The sequence below is a fragment of the Streptomyces carpinensis genome (assembly GCF_002154505.1).
GTDB lineage: Bacteria > Actinomycetota > Actinomycetes > Streptomycetales > Streptomycetaceae > Streptomyces > Streptomyces carpinensis.
In genome coordinates, this window is the sequence record NZ_MUBM01000006.1 from 1 (window position 1) to 15,367 (window position 15,367).

The following is a 15,367-nucleotide window of genomic DNA, read 5'->3' on the forward strand; positions in this document are numbered from 1 at the left end:
CGGCGACGTCGCCGACCTGCAGGGCGGCACCACCGGCGAGGGCATCCACCTCGGCGCCATGGCCGGCACCCTCGATCTCGTCCAGCGCGGACTGCCCGGACTGGAGACCCGCGAGGGCGCGCTATGGCTCGATCCCGCCCCGCTGCCGGAGCTGTCCTCCTACGGCTTCGCCCTCCGCTACCAGGGCCACTGGGGCGTAGGGCTGCGACTGGAGCACGGCCGGATGGAGATCACCGTGCCCCTCTCCGACCGCTCACCGATCGACGTCCGCCTGGTCGACCGAGCCGTCCGCGTCCGGCCGGGGGAGACGTGCCACGTGGTGTTGCCCGAGTGATGGCGGGGCCCTCGCCCCGGAGGCCGTCCGCTCACCGGCGGGAGCCGATCATGGCCCTCGCGTCCTCGCAGTCGTCGCACGGCACGAGCACGCTCGCGGTGAGCAGGTCCATGGAACGGGCCAGGCTGCACGGCCGTTTCACTCCGCTGATCCGCAGCCCTCCGGGGCCGGCGTGGCCGACGTGGACGGCGACAGGATGTCGCTGCCGCTGCGCCCTTCGGCGAACCCGGAGGCCATCAGCCGGTTCCCGGTCGCGAGGGCCTGGACCGGCATCCACTCCAGGCCCTCACCGGAGTTGCTCAGCCCGACCAGGGTGGCCATCGAGAAGTGGTGCATGGTCGTCGCCACGGCGAGCGAGGGCGAGCGGCTGCCCAGGGCGTGCCGCACACGACGGCGTCGAGCGCCGAGGCTCCCCGGCCCTGGAGGGACACCGGGGCGGGCAGCCCCGGGCCACCACTCTCCCGGAACAGCCCGGCGCCCGGGCTTCCCGGCTTCTCCAGGGCCATCAGCGTACGGCTCACAGATTGTCCCTCGAGCCCCGGCAGCAGCTTGGTGAGGGCCGTGCGCTCACGGTCCAGGAATCTCATGTCGCCCCCTGCCCGTTGGTCCTCGGGCGCTGCCGGCGGCGACGGTTCGCGGTGTCGCTGTTGGGGCGGCATCGCTTGAGTGCCGCGCACCTCCACGGACTCCACGTACGGCCCTCTCACGCATCTTCGCGTACGACCGGCTCACGCAGCCTACGCACGATCCGCCTGCGACCCGGGCACGCAGGTCCGCGCACGACCCGCACTGCGCCTCGGGCACGCCCCGCGCGCAGGGGAGCGAGGACGCCGCCGTATTGCACCACCAGGCGTGCACTCGGGCGCCCACCGCTCCGGATGAGTCGTCGTGCGCCGGGTGTGGTCCTCGGCGAGCCGAGGACGTCAGGCCGTCACTGTCCGGATGCTCCCGCGCGCAGGCCGTCCATGACGAGGTCCAGGAGGCGGGTGGCGCGCGACTGCCAGTCGCCGTGGGGATCGAGCTGCCAGAGGCCGGCGATGGCGAGAACGAAGTCGTCCGAGGTCACGCCCGGGCGGATCGTCCCGGCCTCCTCGTTGGCACGCAGCAGGAGCTCGGCCGCCGTCATCAGCGGGCTGTTGCCCGGCTTCGCCGGGCTGCCGGGCCCGGTGGTGGCCTGGCGGATCGCGTCGGCGAGGCCCGCCTTCGTCATGGCGAACCGGGCCAGGTGGTCCATCCACTCGCGCAGGGCCCGGTCCGGTTCCCGGCAGGCCAGCAGGTCGGCCGCGCTGTCGGTGACCTGCTGCATCTCGTGGCGGTAGATCTCCAGGACGAGCGCCTCGCGGTTGGGGAAGTTGCGGTAGAACGTTCCCTGGCCGACACCCGCCTTCCGGGCGATCACGCTGAGCGGGGTGTCCGCGGAGCGGGTCAGTTCGGCCACCGCCACTTCCAGGATGGTTTCGCGGTTGCGTTGCGCGTCCGAGCGCAGCGGGGCGTCCTTCTTCTGCCGCACTCGTCCTCCTTTTGGGTGCGTCGCCGAACCCGGTCTTGCTAAGCGGACAGCTGTCCGGTAGGTTCGCGGATAACGGACAGCTGTCCGGTTGACACCACCATAGTGGCGGGGCATGTATTTCCGCCATGTACGGCACTCTCATCCTGTCTTCAGACGCCCCGTCTCCTTGACCCGCCGCATCTCGTTCGTCCTTGATTCGTCCGTCTGTCAGGCCGTCCCTCGACGCGCTTCCGGTTACGCGAAAGAAGCTGATCATGGACCCAGCCTCCCCGGCCCTCTCGACGTACAGCGCCATCACTTTGAACATCAACGGCGAGAAGCACACGCTGTCCGCCGACCACCGCACCACCCTGCTCGACGCCCTACGTGAGCGACTGGACATGACCGGCACCAAGAAGGGCTGCGACCAGGGGCAGTGCGGAGCCTGCACCGTGCTGCTCGACGGGCGCCGGGCCGTCGCCTGCCTGCAACTCGCCGTGGCGGCCGAGGGGCGCGAGATCACCACCATCGAGGGGGTGGCCGAGGGCGAGGAGCTGCACCCGGTGCAGCAGGCGTTCCTCGACCTCGACGGCTACCAGTGCGGTTACTGCACACCCGGCCAGATCTGTTCGGCCATCGCGGTGATCGAGGAGCACGCGGCCGGCTGGCCGAGCGCCGTCACCGACGACGTACGTCCCGAAGCGGGACCACCGCCGCTGACCGCCGACGAGATCCGGGAGCGGATGAGCGGCAACCTGTGCCGCTGCGGCGCATACGTGTCGATCGTGCGCGCCGTCGCCCGGGCCGCCGAGACGGCCGCGAGTACCGAGGAGCGGCGAGCCGCCCGGTCGGGCGGGTCCGCGCCGGCCGCCGACGACAAGGACAAGGGGGCCGCGGCATGAGGGAGTTCGGCTATCAGAGGGCCCACGACGTGGCCGGCGCCGTGGCGCTGCTGGGTGCCGACCCCGAGGCCCGCTTCCTCGGTGGCGGCACCAACCTCGTCGACCTGATGAAGACCGGCGTCGAGCGGCCCGCCCGCCTCGTGGACGTCCGTGAACTGCCGCTCGACGGGATCGAGGCGACCGCGGACGGCGGCCTGCGCATCGGCGCGACCGTCACCAACAGCGACCTCGCCGCCCACCCCGAGGTCCGTCGCCGCTACCCGGCGCTCACACAGGCGGTCCTGGCCGGCGCCTCCGGACAGCTGCGCAACATGGCCACCGTGGGCGGCAACCTGCTCCAGCGCACCCGCTGCGGCTACTTCACCGACGTGACCAAGCGCTGCAACAAGCGTGTCCCCGGCAGCGGTTGCCCCGCGATCGAGGGCGAGCACCACAACCACGCCGTCCTGGGCGCCTCCGCACACTGCGTGGCCGTCCACCCCTCGGACATGGGCGTGGCGCTGGCCGCCCTGGACGCCGTCGTCACCTACGAGACGGCCGACGGGCCGGGCGAGTTGCCGCTCGACGACTTCTACCTGCCCGTGGGCGACACACCGCACCGGGAGACCGCCCTGCCACAGGGCGCACTGATCACGGGCATCACCCTGCCGCCCATCCCGGTCGCCGCCAACTCCCGCTATCGCAAGGTCCGCGAGCGCGCCTCCTACGCCTTCGCGATCGGCTCGGTCGCCGCCGCCCTCGACGTCCACGACGGTTCGGTGCGCGACGTCCGCCTGGCCTTCGGGGCCGTCGCCTCCCGTCCGTGGCGGGCCCGGACGGCCGAACGGGTGCTGGCCGGGGCACCGGCCGACGCCGGGACCTTCGCCGCCGCCGCGGACGCCGAACTGGCGGCGGCCGACCCGCTGCCCCACAACGCGTACAAGGTGACCCTGATCCGCAACCTCGTGGTGGCCGTGCTCACCGAACTGACCGAGGAGGCCACCCGATGACCACCACCACGACGGGGACACGTTCGACCGCCAAGGGCGCCACGGGAACCGCGCACACCCGCGTGGAGGGCCGCGACAAGGTCACCGGAGCCGCACGCTACGCGGGCGAGATCCCCTTCGCCGACCTCGCCCACGGCTGGCTGGTGGTGTCCACCGTCGCCCGCGGCCGGATCCGGTCCATCGACACCGCTCCCGTCCTCGCCCAGCCGGGTGTGCTCGCCGTCCTGCACCACGAGAACGCCCCGCGGGTGGAAACCGACTACGTCGGCATGCTGGGGGTTCCGGACCCCACCTGCGCCGTCTTCCAGCACGACCGGGTGCCGCACCTGGGCTGGCCGGTGGCACTGGTCGTCGCCGAGACGTCCGAACAGGCGCGGGAGGCCGCCGAGACGCTCGTCGTGCACTACGAACAGGAGTCGCACGACGTGGAGTTCTCCTCCGCACGCCCGGACGCCTACCCGGCGGACGGCTACATGCCGGCGGTGGCGGAGAAGGGCGACCTCGAGGCCGAGCTCGTCGCGTCGGACGCGATCGTCGACGAGGAGTACACCACTCCCGAAGAGCATCACGGCATGATGGAGCCGCACGCGGCGACCGCCCTGTGGGACGGCGGCCGGCTCGAGGTCGTCGACTCCAACCAGGGCGCCACCTGGGTGGTCGGCGAGCTCGCCAAGATGTTCTCGCTCGACCCGGCCTCGGTGCGGGTGCGTTCCGAACACGTCGGGGGCGGCTTCGGCAGCAAGGGCGTCCGCGCGCACCAGGTGGCCGCCGTGATGGCCGCGACCGTCCTCCACCGCCCGGTCCGGGTGGTCATGACCCGCCGTCAGATGTTCTCCCTGACCGGCTACCGCAGCCCCACCGCACAGCGTGTCCGGCTGGGCGCGGACGCCGACGGACGGCTGCGGGCGCTGGAGCACCGTTCCCTCAACCTCACCTCGACCGTGCACGAGTTCATCGAATCCGCCGCCGGCCCGGCCCGGGTGATGTACGACGCCGACGCCCACCACACAGCCAACCGCGTCGTACGGCTGGACGTGCCGACCCCGACCTACATGCGCGCCCCGGGCGAGGCACCGGGGTCGTTCGCCCTGGAGTCGGCGCTGGACGAACTCGCAGAGAAGTGCGGGCTCGACCCGATCGAGTTGCGGCTGCGCAACGAACCCGAGCGGGGCCCCGTCTCCGGACTGCCGTTCAGCAGCCGCAACCTGCCCGCCTGCTTCCGCGAGGGCGCCCGCAGGTTCGGCTGGGCGGACCGGGATCCGCGCCCCGGCCTGCGCCGCGAAGGGCGCTGGCTGCTCGGCACCGGTACGGCGGCCGCCTCCTTCGGCGCCGGAGCCGGACCGTCCACGGCGGTCGCGACGGCCGAGCCGGACGGCACGTTCACGGTGCGGATCGCCGCCGCCGACATCGGCACCGGAGCCCGTACCGCGCTCACCCTGATCGCCGCCGACGCGCTGGAGGTCTCACCGGACCGGGTGCGGGTCCGGATCGGAGACAGCGACTTCGGACCGGCGATGATCGCCGGTGGTTCCATGGGCACCCGCTCCTGGGGCTGGGCGGTCATGACGGCGGCCACCGAACTGCGGGGGCGACTGGCCCTGGGCGCGGACATCCCGCCGGAGGGCATCACCGTACGGTCCGACACCACCGCGGCCGTCGGCGCCCTGGCCCGGAAGGAACGGCACTCCTTCGGCGCCCAGTTCGCCGAGGTCGCCGTCGACGTCACCACCGGTGAGGTACGCGTGCGCCGCATGCTCGGCATCTTCGCGGCCGGCCGGATCGTCAACCCGCTCACGGCACGCAGCCAGCTCATCGGCGGCATGATCTGGGGCATCTCCATGGCCCTGCACGAGGAGGCGATCCGCGACCGGGCCACCGGGGGCCTCTACGGCGCCGACCTCGCCGGCTACCACGTCGCCACGCACGCCGACGTCCCCTTCGTCGAGGCCGACTGGGTGGACGACCCGGACCCGGACGACCCGGTCGGGATCAAGGGAATCGGAGAGATCGGCATCGTCGGCGCCGCCGCCGCGGTCGCCAACGCGGTGTGGCACGCCACCGGCGTCCGCCACCGCAACCTGCCCATCCGTCCCGACCGCGTTCTGCAGGCCCTGCCGAGGGAACCGCATGCTTGACATCGCCGACGAGCTGCACCGCTGGATCGAGGAGGGCCGGGACTTCGCCGTCGCCAGCGTCGTGGCCGTCGGCGGCAGCGCACCGCGCGGTCCCGGCGCCGCCCTCGCCGTCGACAGCGAGGGAACCGCGATCGGATCGGTCTCCGGCGGCTGTGTGGAGGGCGCGGTCTACGAGCTGTGCCGGCAGGCGCTCCGGGACGGCGAGAGCGTCCTGGAACGGTTCGGCTACAGCGACGAGGACGCCTTCGCCGTCGGGCTCACCTGCGGCGGGGTCATCGACGTCATGGTCACCCCCGTCCTGGCGGACGCGCCCGTCCGGACGGTTCTCGGGGCGGCGCTGTCGGCAGCCGTCCGCGGCGAGCCGGTGGCCGTCGCCCGAGTCGTCCGGGGACCGGCCGGGCTCCTCGGCGGCGCGCTGCTGGTCCGGTCCGACGGCACCCATGAGGGCGGCCTCGGCGGCCATCCGGGGCTGGACCGCAACACGGTGGCCGAGGCCCGCGCCCTGCTGGAAGCCGGCCGCACCGGTACGCGGGACCTGTCGGAGGACGGTTCGCACTGCCCGGGCGGCCTGACCCTGCTCGTCGAGTCGAACGTGCCACCGCCGCGCATGATCGTGTTCGGGGCGGTCGACTTCGCCGCGGCCCTCGTGAAGGCGGGCAAGTTCCTCGGCTACCAGGTGACGGTGTGCGACGCCCGCCCCGTTTTCGCCACCCGCGCCCGCTTCCCCGAGGCCGACGACGTCGTGGTCGACTGGCCGCACCGCTATCTGCGAGGCACCACGACCGACGCGCGCACCGTGCTGTGTGTGCTCACCCACGACGCCAAGTTCGACATACCCCTGCTGACCGAGGCCCTGCGGATGCCGGTGGCGTTCGTCGGTGCGATGGGCTCGCGCCGCACCCATGCCGACCGCGAGCGGCGGCTGCGTGAAGCCGGCCTCGGCGAGCGGGAGCTGGCCCGGCTCAGATCCCCGATCGGCCTCGACCTCGGCGCCCGGACACCCGAGGAGACCGCCCTGTCCATCGTGGCAGAGATCGTGGCCACCCGGCGCGGCGGCACGGGCGCTCCACTGACCGGCTCGGGGACACCGATCCACCACGAGGAGGAGCGCGGCGGCACCCGCGCGGCCTGAGGGCCGTCCGGGCGCCTCGGGCGGCGCCGGGGCACCGACGCGCCGCGCGGGTCAGGACCAAGGCCGGGAAGTTGCAGCAGCCGGCGCTGCCGGCGGTGCGTGACCTGACGGCTTGTGATCAGTCCGTCGCCCATCAGCGTCGCAGCCGGTCGAAGACCACCCGCCTCAATCGGCACACGAAAGTCGGGTGGTTCTTCGGGGCTTGGTGCTCGACGCATGTCCTGCCCAGTTCACCGTGCGTTCGGCTTTGGGACCGTCCCTCGATGCGGGCGCGAAGGAGGGCGAAGAAGCGCGCGACGAACCACCTTCGTGGCGAGCCGGGTCAGCAGGTGGGTCGTGGTGTCAGTCGCGCGGATCGCCGCCCTGGTCGGCTCGTGCGGCGCGTTCCGCGTTCCGCTTCTTCAGGCGGGCCGTTTCCTTGCGCACCCCGGCCTGAGTGGCCCGCTCCTTCTCCAGCCACTCCGGCTGGTCCTGCTTCAGGGCGTCGATCTGCTCGGTGGTGAGGGCCTCGGTGATTCCGGCACGCGCGAGGCCCGCGATGGAGACACCCAGCTTGGCGGCGACCACCGGACGCGGGTGGGGGCCGTTGTGTCGCAGTTCCCGCAGCCACTCGGGCGGATTGGCCTGGAGCTCGTTGAGCTCGGCGCGTGAGACGACGCCCTCCTGGAACTCGGCGGGCGTGGCGGGCAGGTACACACCCAGCTTCTTCGCCGCGGTGGCGGGCTTCATCGTCTGGGTGGTCTGGTGCGACTTCATGGTGTCCAGACTATCGACCGCGGACGGGCGGTCCGACCACGCCGGGTAACCTTGGCGGGGTGACAGGCTCGGAAGCATCCCCCACGTTCCGGCTGGCGTACGTTCCCGGGGCGACGCCCGCGAAGTGGGTGCGGATCTGGAACGAGCGCCTGCCCGATGTCCCCCTCGCCCTCGTCCAGGTCCCGGCCGCCGACGCGCCCGAGGTGCTGCGCGGCGGCGCTGCGGACGCGGGCATCGTGCGGCTGCCGGTGGACCGTACGTTCTTCAGCGCGATCCCTCTCTACACCGAGACGACGGTGGTCGTCGTCCCCAAGGACCACCTGGTGACGGCCGCGGACGAGGTGTCCGTCGAGGACCTGGCCGGCGAGGTCGTCTTCCATCCCCTGGACGACGTCCTCGGCTGGGAGCAGCCGCCCGGGGAGCCCGCCTTCGAGCGCCCCGCAACCACCGAGGACGCCGTCGAACTGGTGGCCGCGGGCGTCGGCCTGCTCGTCGTGCCGCAGTCGCTGGCCCGCCTGTACCACCGCAGGGACCTCACCTACCGGCCGGTCGTGGACGCTCCGCAGTCGGGCATCGCGCTGGCGTGGCCGGAGGAGGCGACCACCGACCTGGTCGACGACTTCATCGGGATCGTCCGCGGGCGGACGGTCAACAGCACCCGGGGGCGCAGTCGGGCCCAGACCCCGGACCGGACCGAGGGAGCGAGCACCGGCCGGAAGCCCGCGGCAGGCAGGACGACGGCACGCGACACCAAGGCGACCTCCACCGGAGGCGGCTCAGGCGGCTCCCGCGGCGCCAAGGGATCCAAGAGTTCCCAGGGCTCCCACGGCGCCAAGGGCTCCAGGACCGCCAAGGGCGCCAAGGCCGGCAAGCGGGGCAGGCCCCGCCGGCCCTGACACCTCCGCCGCCCCGCCTTTCGGTCTCCCGCTTCTCCGGACTCCCGGCCCCCGCTCCCGCCTGTGCCAGGGCTCGCCGCGCGTCAGCGTGTGAGCAGGGCCCGCAGGGCCTTGGTCACCTCCTTCGGGGACTCCTCGGCCATGAAGTGGCCACAGCTGACCGTGGTGTGGCACAGGTCGGGCGCCCATGCCCGCCACAGTGCGGCGGCGTCGTAGCCGAGGGCGGCGCCCCAGTCCTGCTGCAGGACCGTGACGGGCATGGCGAGCCGCTTCCCGGCGTCCCGGTCGGCGCGGTCGTGCGTCACGTCGATGCCCGCCGACGCCCGGTAGTCGGCCACGATCGACGGCACGGCGGCGCGCGAGGCCGCGAGATAGGCGGCGCGGACGTCGGCCGGGAGAGCCTCGGGGGACAGGGACCAGGCATCGAGGAAGGACGCGAAGAAGTCGTCCGCCGCGGCGCTGATCATCCGCTCGGGCAGGCCCGGCGGCTGCGCCATCAGATACAGGTGGTAGGCGACGGCCGCCGACGCCCCGTGCAGGACGTCCCACATGTCGAGGGTGGGCAGGATGTCGAGCAGAGCGAGATGCGTCACCCGTTCCGGATGGTCGAGGCCCGCGCGGAACGCCACCAGGGCGCCGCGATCGTGCCCGGCCAACGCGAAACGCTCGTGACCGAGGGCCCGGGCCAGCGCCACCACGTCCGCGGCCATGGTGCGCTTGGCGTACGACGTCCCGTCGCTGTCGACCGGTTTGTCGCTGGCACCGTATCCGCGCAGGTCGGGACAGATGACGGTGTGGTCGGCGGCGAGATCCGCGGCCACATGCCGCCACATCAGGTGAGTCTGCGGGAAGCCGTGCAGCAGCACGACGGGGGTTCCCGAGCCGCCCACGGCCGCGTTGAGCGAAATCCCGTCGGCGACCGGGACACGGCGCAGGTCGAAGCCGTCGATGGTGAGTGTCATGGGCGATGTCCTTCCACGAGACAGTTCCTTGCGACAGCCGGTCGGATGCTTGAGGCAGCGCTCGGACCGGCCGCCCACACCGAGCCTGCCGCGACCGAATCAGCGGACAATCAGCGCGACGGCCTGGCGAAGCGATCGGGCGGGACGACCGAGCGCTGAGAATCCGACAGACCCGAACAGGAGCGATGAGGAGCGAAGCGGGGCGGAGAGGGAGGAGCGGCCGACACGGAAGATGACCGGGACAGCCGCGCTGGGAGAGGGGTGAAGCGGGATGGACAGGATCGAGGTCGCCTTCGGCGTGCTCGGGCCGGTGGTGGCCGAGGGCGGCGACGGCCCGTTGGACCTGAAGGGACCGCGGCACCGGGCCGTGCTGGCTCGGCTGATCGTCGCCCGCCGCCGGGTCGTCCCGGTCGCCCGGCTGGTGGCGGACCTGTGGGACGAACCTTCGGCCGGGGCCGTGGGCGCCGTACAGACGTTCGTCGCCGCACTGCGCCGTGCGCTGGAACCGGACCGCCCGCCCCGCGCGCCCGCTCGTCTGCTGGTCACCGACGGCCCCGGCTACGCGCTCCGGGCAGCCCCGGACGCCGTGGACGCCTGGCGTTTCGAGACGGCCGTCACGGAGGCGGCCGATCTGCCGCCCGAACGGGCGCTCGACCGTCTGGGGGAGGCGCTGGCGTGGTGGCGCGGGCCCGCCTACGCCGAGTTCGCCCACGAGGACTGGTCCCGCGCCGAGCGCGCCCGGCTGGCCGAGCTGCGGCTGCTGGCCGAGGAGGAACGGGCCGCCGCCCGGCTGGCGCTGGGGCGCGCCGCCGAGGCGGTGCCCGACCTGGATGCCCACGTCACCGAGCATCCGTGGCGCGAGGAGGCCTGGCGGCTGCTGGCGCTCGCGCTGTACCGGACGGACCGCCAGGGCGACGCGCTCGCCGTGCTCCGCCGCGCCCGTACCACCCTCGTCGGGCAGCTCGGCATCGACCCGGGCCCCGCACTGCGCCGGCTGGAGGCGGACGTGCTCGCCCAGAGTCCCGCTCTGCGGGTACCGCGGGATACGACGGACGCGGCAAGCCTGTGGCACCGCGCCGCGCAGGCGTACGACCGAACCGTGGCCGCCGGGTCCAGGGCGCGGCTGGAGTCGACGGTGGGGCTGCTGCGCAGCCTCGCCGTGACCGGAGGCGGCGGACTGGCCGCGGCCCGCGAGCAGCGGACGGCGGTGGTCGACGCCGCCGAGGATCTGGGCGACCCGGCGCTCACCGCCCGCGTGATCGGCGCCTACGACGTCCCGGCGATCTGGACCCGCGGCGACGACCCGGAAGCCGCCCGCCGGATCGTCGCCGCCGCCGAGCGCACCCTCGCCGTGCTCCCGTCGGCCGCGGAGTACGACGCCGACCGGTGCCGGCTGCTGGCCACGATCGCCCTGGAGATGCGCGGGACCCGCTCACCGCGCGGGCCCGAGGCGGCGGACGGGGCCGAGGCGCTCGCCCGCCGGCTCGACGACCCGGCGCTGCTCGCCTTCGCCCTCAACGGCCGGTTCATGCAGTCCTGCACACGAGCCGGGCTCGCCGCCCGGCGGGACTCGATCGGCGCCGAGCTGGTGGCGCTCTCCGCACGCCACGGGCTGGACACCTACGAGGTGCTCGGCCATCTCGTCCGGATGCAGGCCCGCGCCGCGCTCGGCGACCGTGCGGCGGCGGACGCGCACGCCGCCGCCGCGGACCGCCTCGGCGAACGTCACGAACGTCCGCTGGTCGCGGTGTTCACCGGCTGGTACCGCGCGATGGCGACCGGCACCGAGGAGGCGGTTCGGGCCGCCGCCGCGCTCCTGGACGGTGCCGGCATGCCCGGCCTGGCGCACGGACTGCTGCCGCTGGCACTGCTGTGCCTGCGACTCGCGGACCGGCCGCGGGCGGCCGCCGAAGCGGCCGGAACCGTCGACCCGAACGCCGAGTGGGGCCCGTACCGTCCCTGGGCGATGCCCTTCGCCCTGCTGGGCGCAGGCCGTCGCACCGAGGCACGGGCCGCCCTTCGGGGCCTGCCCGAGCCGCCCGCAGACCTCCTTCAGGAGGCCCTGTGCTGTTTGGAGGCGGCCCTCGCGTCGGAGCTCGGCGACCGGCCCGCACTGGAACGGGTCCACGCCCGGCTGCTGCCGGCCGCCGGGGAGCGGGCGGGTGCGGGCAGCGGTCTGGTCGACCTCGGACCCGTCGCACGGTGGCTGGCGGAGATCAGCGCCGCGCTGCGGGCGCCGCGGCCGTGACGGCGCAGCGACGGGTCACGTGCGCGTCGTACGGCCGACCGACTCCACCAGGGGCAGCAGCCGGTACGGGACGCGCTCGCGCAGGGCCACCTCGGTGCGGGTGCGGACCACGCCCGGCAGGCTGATCAGTTTCTGGATCACGTCCTCCAGGTGGGCGTTGTCCCGTGCCACGACCCGGGTGAGCAGATCACCGCCGCCGGTGATCGAGAACGCCTCGACGATCTCCGGCACCCCGGCCAGCGCGTCCCCCACGTCGTCCAGATGCCCCTGGGTGACCTCGATGTGCACGAAGGCGAGCACCGGGTGGCCGAGTGCGGTGGGGGAGAGGGCGGGACCCGTGCCGGTGATCACGCCGTCCCGTTCGAGGCGCTCCAGGCGGGCATGGAGCGTGCCGCGCGCGACGCCGAGGATGCGGGCGTACTCGCGCACGCTGGTGCGCGGCTGTTCGAGGAGCAGCCGCAGGATGCGGGTGTCGAGTTCGTCCACGGCCATGGCGGCGCCGGCCTCCTCGTGCGTTCGGTGATCGACGCCGACTGTACCAATGGCTCAGTGCAGGGGCGTAAGGCTGAGCCAGTGATCTTCGTCCATTGGCCCGCCGCCAGCACTGAATCCGGACACCGTATTGAGCCAATGGCTCAGTGATGCGAACGTCACTTGAGCCAGAGGCCCCCATGATGCTGTGATGGACACGTCGATGGCGCTGCGGATCCCCGCGGCGCCTTTTTCGTGCCGGTGTGCCAGGCCTGCCAAGGGGGCGGTAATCAGTGCTGAAGAGGGTGTTCGCGGCTCCGGATCCGGGGCGGACGCGGCTGCGGTTCGCGGGTCGTGCCGTTCTCGGCATCGGCTTGGCGGTCGTCATCTGTGGCCTGGCCGGACACTCTCTTCCGGGTGCCGTCACCGGCGGGCTCGCCGCGCTGCTCGCCCTGTTCACCGTCTCCGACTCCACGGTCCGGGGGCAGGCGATCACCACCGCGCTGCTGCCGGTCGTGGGCATCCCCGTCCTCGCCGCCGCGGCCGAGCTGCACGACCTTCCCGTGGCCCGGGACCTCGCCTTCCTCGCGGTGGTCGGCGCGGGCGTGTACGCGCGCCGCTGGGGACCACGCGGTCACAGCCTGGGCGTGTTCGCGTTCATGACCTTCTTCGTGGCGCAGTTCCTGCACGCCACCGACGGGCAGCTGCCCGAGCTGTCCGTCGCCGTCGTCCTGTCCGTGCTCAGCGCGGCAGCGGTCCGCTTCGGGCTGTGGTGCTACGAGCGCCGGCTGCCGCCGGCCGCCGCGCCCGCGCCCCCGGCCGGCGGCGGACTGGTCCGGGTGACCACCCGGCAGGCCGTCCAGGCCACCGCCGGCGCCGGCTTCGCGCTCGTCGTCGGGCAGCTGGTGTCCGGACAGCGCTGGTACTGGGCCGTCGGCGCCACCTGGTGGGTCTTCGTGAACACCGCCTCGCGCGGGGAGACCCTGGTGCGCGGCTTCCGCCGGGTCCTCGGGACGGTGCTCGGCCTCGGTCTCGGCGCCCTCCTCGTCGTCCCGCTGCACGGGGCGACGCTGCCCACCGTCGTCCTCGTCGCCGTGAGCGTCTTCGGCATCTTCTACACGGCCGCCGTGTCCTATACGTGGATGATGCTCTGGGTGACGCTGCTCGCCGAATCGCTCTACGGCCTGCTCGGTGTCCTCAGCCCCGGTCTGGTCGCACTGCGGCTCGGGGAGACCGCCGTCGGCGCACTCGGTGCCGGGCTGGCCGTGCTGTTCGTGCTGCCGGTCACCACGCACGCCGTCACCGACGCCTGGATCCAGCGCGCCCTGCGCTGCGTCCACGCGTGCACCGCCGAGGCCGCCGCCCGGCTCGCGGGCGCCGTGGACGCCGATCCCGCGCCGCGCGTGGCCGAACTGGAGCAGCTGCTCGGCCGCGTACGGCTCTCCGTGGCTCCGCTGGTCCACCCGCTCAACCCGATGTTCGGCCGCAAGCGCCGCGCCCGCCAGGTGCTCGCCCTGCTCGACGACTGCGCCCGCGAGATCCGTGGTCTCGTCGCCGTGGCCGCCGACCCGGAGGCCTCCCACGACGCGCGTCTGGCCGCCGCCTGCTGGCGGGTCGAGACGGCGGTGCAGGCGCTCACCGAAGGCGGCTCCGAACCCGTCACCGCCGTCACCGCCGATGCCGCCCGCCCGGCCGTGGAAGGGGGCGCCCTCGCCCACCTCCACGGCCTGGAACGCGCCCTGACGGATCTGGCCGCACCCCTGCGCGCGCCGTCGGGTTCCCCTCTGGTCGGCGCCTGACCGGTCCCCTCCGGTCCGTGTCCGACCGGCGGATGCCGCGCGGACAGCCGCGCCGGCACGCTCCGGGCCACCCACGCTCCGGAACACCCCCAGACACTACGGCCTTGGTCTAGACCGCGCTTGATCGACTGCTACCGTCGGCCCGAACGGGTCGACCGAGAGGGGACAGCGGTGGCAGGCGAGGGCGGCAGGCGGCGGCAGCGGGCGTTCATCGGGTCGTTCACGGCGGCGGGAGGCCCTGGTGTGGTCACCGCGGCCGTGGCCGAGGGCGGTGGCGCACTGACCGTGCTGAGCAGTGTGGACGGCGTCCTGGACCCCTCCTACCTGGCCCTGTCGTCCGACGGCGGCACGCTGTACGCGGTCAGCGAGACCGCCGAGGGCGCGGTGGCCGCGTACCGGGTGAAGGAGGAGACGGTCGAGCTCACCGGCTCTCCGGTGCGGGTCGGCGGGAGCGGACCCACTCATCTGAGCGTGTTCGACGGGCACGTCCTCACGGCCAACTACGGCTCCGGCAGCGTCAGCGTCGTCCCGGTCCGCGCGGACGGGCGGCTCGCCCACACCCCCTCCGACGTACTGCGGCACACCGGCTCCGGCCCGCACGAACGCCGTCAGCGCGGGCCGCACGCCCACCAGGTGCAGCCGGACCCGAGCGGACGCTGGGCCGTCGGCGTCGACCTCGGTACGGACTCGGTGCGGGTGTGCGCGCTGACGGACGGCAAGCTCACCGTGCACCGGGAGGTCGCGCTGCGGCCCGGCTCCGGACCACGCCACCTGGCCTTCCATCCGGACGGCCGCCACGCCTACGTCGTCAACGAACTCACGCCCACCGTCACCGTCTGCCGCTGGGACGCCGCCGGCGGCTCCCTCAAGCCGCTGGCCGAGACGCCGGTCCTGCCGCACGCCCCGGCCGGCGACGCCTACCCCTCGGGTGTGGTCGCCGCCCCCGACGGCCGGTTCGTGTGGACCGCCACACGCGGCGAGGACGTGCTGTCCGTGTTCGCCGTCGAGGCGGACGGGGAGCGGATCGAGCTGGTGGGGACGGTACCGTGCGGCGGGCACTGGCCCCGGGCGCTCGCCCTGTCGGCCGGCTTCCTGTACGTCGCCAACGAGCGTTCGGGGGACGTGACCTGGTTCGCGGTGGATCCGCGCACGGGGCTCCCGGAACGCGCCGGCTCGGTGCCGGTGGCCGCGGCGTCCTGCGTGGTCTTCGGCTGAAGCGCCTGACGCTCCCCGCCGTACGACCACGACGAGGGG

The 15,367-nt window shown here is 73.6% G+C and carries 13 protein-coding genes and 1 pseudogene; 9 read left to right on the forward strand and 5 right to left on the reverse strand.

The features are described 5' to 3' along the window. Positions 1–334, forward strand: a 334-nt coding sequence (locus BZY54_RS00710; RefSeq protein ID WP_279634622.1) for a glycosyl hydrolase family 65 domain-containing protein, incomplete at its 5' end; no start/stop codon positions are given. 70 nt (positions 335–404) lie between these two features. Here BZY54_RS00710 and BZY54_RS00715 read toward each other — a convergent pair. Both BZY54_RS00715 and BZY54_RS00720 read right to left on the reverse strand, forming a co-directional pair. After that, a pseudogene (locus BZY54_RS00715) lies at positions 405–921 on the reverse strand (acyl-CoA dehydrogenase); the annotation flags it as partial. Positions 922–1,265: 344 nt separating this feature from the next. Further along, the gene (locus BZY54_RS00720) at positions 1,266–1,844 is read right to left on the reverse strand and encodes a TetR/AcrR family transcriptional regulator (RefSeq protein WP_086722366.1); all 579 of its coding nucleotides are present in this window, start codon (positions 1,842–1,844) and stop codon (positions 1,266–1,268) included. 254 nt (positions 1,845–2,098) lie between these two features. On the opposite strand from BZY54_RS00720, the gene BZY54_RS00725 reads away from it, so the two are divergent. From BZY54_RS00725 to BZY54_RS00740, 4 genes are read left to right on the forward strand one after another with little or no spacing between them, the layout of a single operon-like run. Continuing rightward, positions 2,099–2,725, forward strand: coding sequence for a (2Fe-2S)-binding protein (locus tag BZY54_RS00725; protein WP_086722367.1), 627 nt, complete (start codon positions 2,099–2,101; stop codon positions 2,723–2,725). Then, the gene (locus BZY54_RS00730; RefSeq protein WP_086722368.1) at positions 2,722–3,714 is read left to right on the forward strand and encodes an FAD binding domain-containing protein; all 993 of its coding nucleotides are present in this window, start codon (positions 2,722–2,724) and stop codon (positions 3,712–3,714) included. The genes BZY54_RS00725 and BZY54_RS00730 overlap by 4 nt, the downstream gene beginning before the upstream one ends. Beyond that, positions 3,711–5,849 carry a xanthine dehydrogenase family protein molybdopterin-binding subunit gene (locus tag BZY54_RS00735; RefSeq protein WP_086722369.1) on the forward strand — a complete coding sequence of 713 codons (2,139 nt, stop codon included), beginning with the start codon at positions 3,711–3,713 and terminating at the stop codon, positions 5,847–5,849. The genes BZY54_RS00730 and BZY54_RS00735 overlap by 4 nt, the downstream gene beginning before the upstream one ends. Continuing rightward, a complete protein-coding gene (locus BZY54_RS00740) occupies positions 5,842–6,981 on the forward strand; it encodes an XdhC family protein (protein ID WP_086722370.1) in 1,140 nt (379 codons plus the stop codon). The genes BZY54_RS00735 and BZY54_RS00740 overlap by 8 nt, the downstream gene beginning before the upstream one ends. A gap of 342 nt (positions 6,982–7,323) precedes the next feature. Here BZY54_RS00740 and BZY54_RS00745 read toward each other — a convergent pair whose 3' ends face one another. After that, a complete protein-coding gene (locus tag BZY54_RS00745) occupies positions 7,324–7,737 on the reverse strand; it encodes a DUF5997 family protein (RefSeq protein ID WP_086722371.1) in 414 nt (137 codons plus the stop codon). Between the two features lie 59 nt (positions 7,738–7,796). Here BZY54_RS00745 and BZY54_RS00750 point away from each other — a divergent pair, with 59 nt between their 5' ends. Continuing rightward, positions 7,797–8,633 carry a LysR family substrate-binding domain-containing protein gene (locus tag BZY54_RS00750; RefSeq protein WP_086722372.1) on the forward strand — a complete coding sequence of 279 codons (837 nt, stop codon included), beginning with the start codon at positions 7,797–7,799 and terminating at the stop codon, positions 8,631–8,633. Between the two features lie 83 nt (positions 8,634–8,716). Here the strand turns inward: BZY54_RS00750 and BZY54_RS00755 are convergent, their stop codons facing one another. After that, the gene (locus tag BZY54_RS00755) at positions 8,717–9,595 is read right to left on the reverse strand and encodes an alpha/beta fold hydrolase (RefSeq protein WP_086722373.1); all 879 of its coding nucleotides are present in this window, start codon (positions 9,593–9,595) and stop codon (positions 8,717–8,719) included. Between the two features lie 271 nt (positions 9,596–9,866). On the opposite strand from BZY54_RS00755, the gene BZY54_RS00760 reads away from it, so the two are divergent. Continuing rightward, on the forward strand, positions 9,867–11,843 hold the full coding sequence (locus tag BZY54_RS00760) for an AfsR/SARP family transcriptional regulator (protein WP_086722374.1): 1,977 nt from the start codon (positions 9,867–9,869) through the stop codon (positions 11,841–11,843). A 15-nt stretch (positions 11,844–11,858) separates the two neighbouring features. Here the strand turns inward: BZY54_RS00760 and BZY54_RS00765 are convergent, their stop codons facing one another. Further along, on the reverse strand, positions 11,859–12,335 hold the full coding sequence (locus tag BZY54_RS00765) for an Lrp/AsnC family transcriptional regulator (RefSeq protein WP_086722375.1): 477 nt from the start codon (positions 12,333–12,335) through the stop codon (positions 11,859–11,861). 272 nt (positions 12,336–12,607) lie between these two features. On the opposite strand from BZY54_RS00765, the gene BZY54_RS00770 reads away from it, so the two are divergent. Together BZY54_RS00770 and BZY54_RS00775 are read left to right on the forward strand one after the other, a co-directional pair. Continuing rightward, a complete protein-coding gene (locus BZY54_RS00770) occupies positions 12,608–14,113 on the forward strand; it encodes an FUSC family protein (protein ID WP_086722376.1) in 1,506 nt (501 codons plus the stop codon). 171 nt (positions 14,114–14,284) lie between these two features. Continuing rightward, on the forward strand, positions 14,285–15,328 hold the full coding sequence (locus BZY54_RS00775; RefSeq protein ID WP_086722377.1) for a lactonase family protein: 1,044 nt from the start codon (positions 14,285–14,287) through the stop codon (positions 15,326–15,328). Positions 15,329–15,367: the final 39 nt, after the last annotated feature.

Coding starts and splice junctions, on each gene's coding strand:
- BZY54_RS00725 (WP_086722367.1), top strand. CDS start 2,099: ATGGACCCAGCCTCCCCGGCCCTCTCGACGTACAGCGCCATCACTTTG.
- BZY54_RS00730 (WP_086722368.1), top strand. CDS start 2,722: ATGAGGGAGTTCGGCTATCAGAGGGCCCACGACGTGGCCGGCGCCGTG.
- BZY54_RS00735 (WP_086722369.1), top strand. CDS start 3,711: ATGACCACCACCACGACGGGGACACGTTCGACCGCCAAGGGCGCCACG.
- BZY54_RS00740 (WP_086722370.1), top strand. CDS start 5,842: ATGCTTGACATCGCCGACGAGCTGCACCGCTGGATCGAGGAGGGCCGG.
- BZY54_RS00745 (WP_086722371.1), bottom strand. CDS start 7,737: ATGAAGTCGCACCAGACCACCCAGACGATGAAGCCCGCCACCGCGGCG.
- BZY54_RS00755 (WP_086722373.1), bottom strand. CDS start 9,595: ATGACACTCACCATCGACGGCTTCGACCTGCGCCGTGTCCCGGTCGCC.
- BZY54_RS00760 (WP_086722374.1), top strand. CDS start 9,867: ATGGACAGGATCGAGGTCGCCTTCGGCGTGCTCGGGCCGGTGGTGGCC.
- BZY54_RS00765 (WP_086722375.1), bottom strand. CDS start 12,335: ATGGCCGTGGACGAACTCGACACCCGCATCCTGCGGCTGCTCCTCGAA.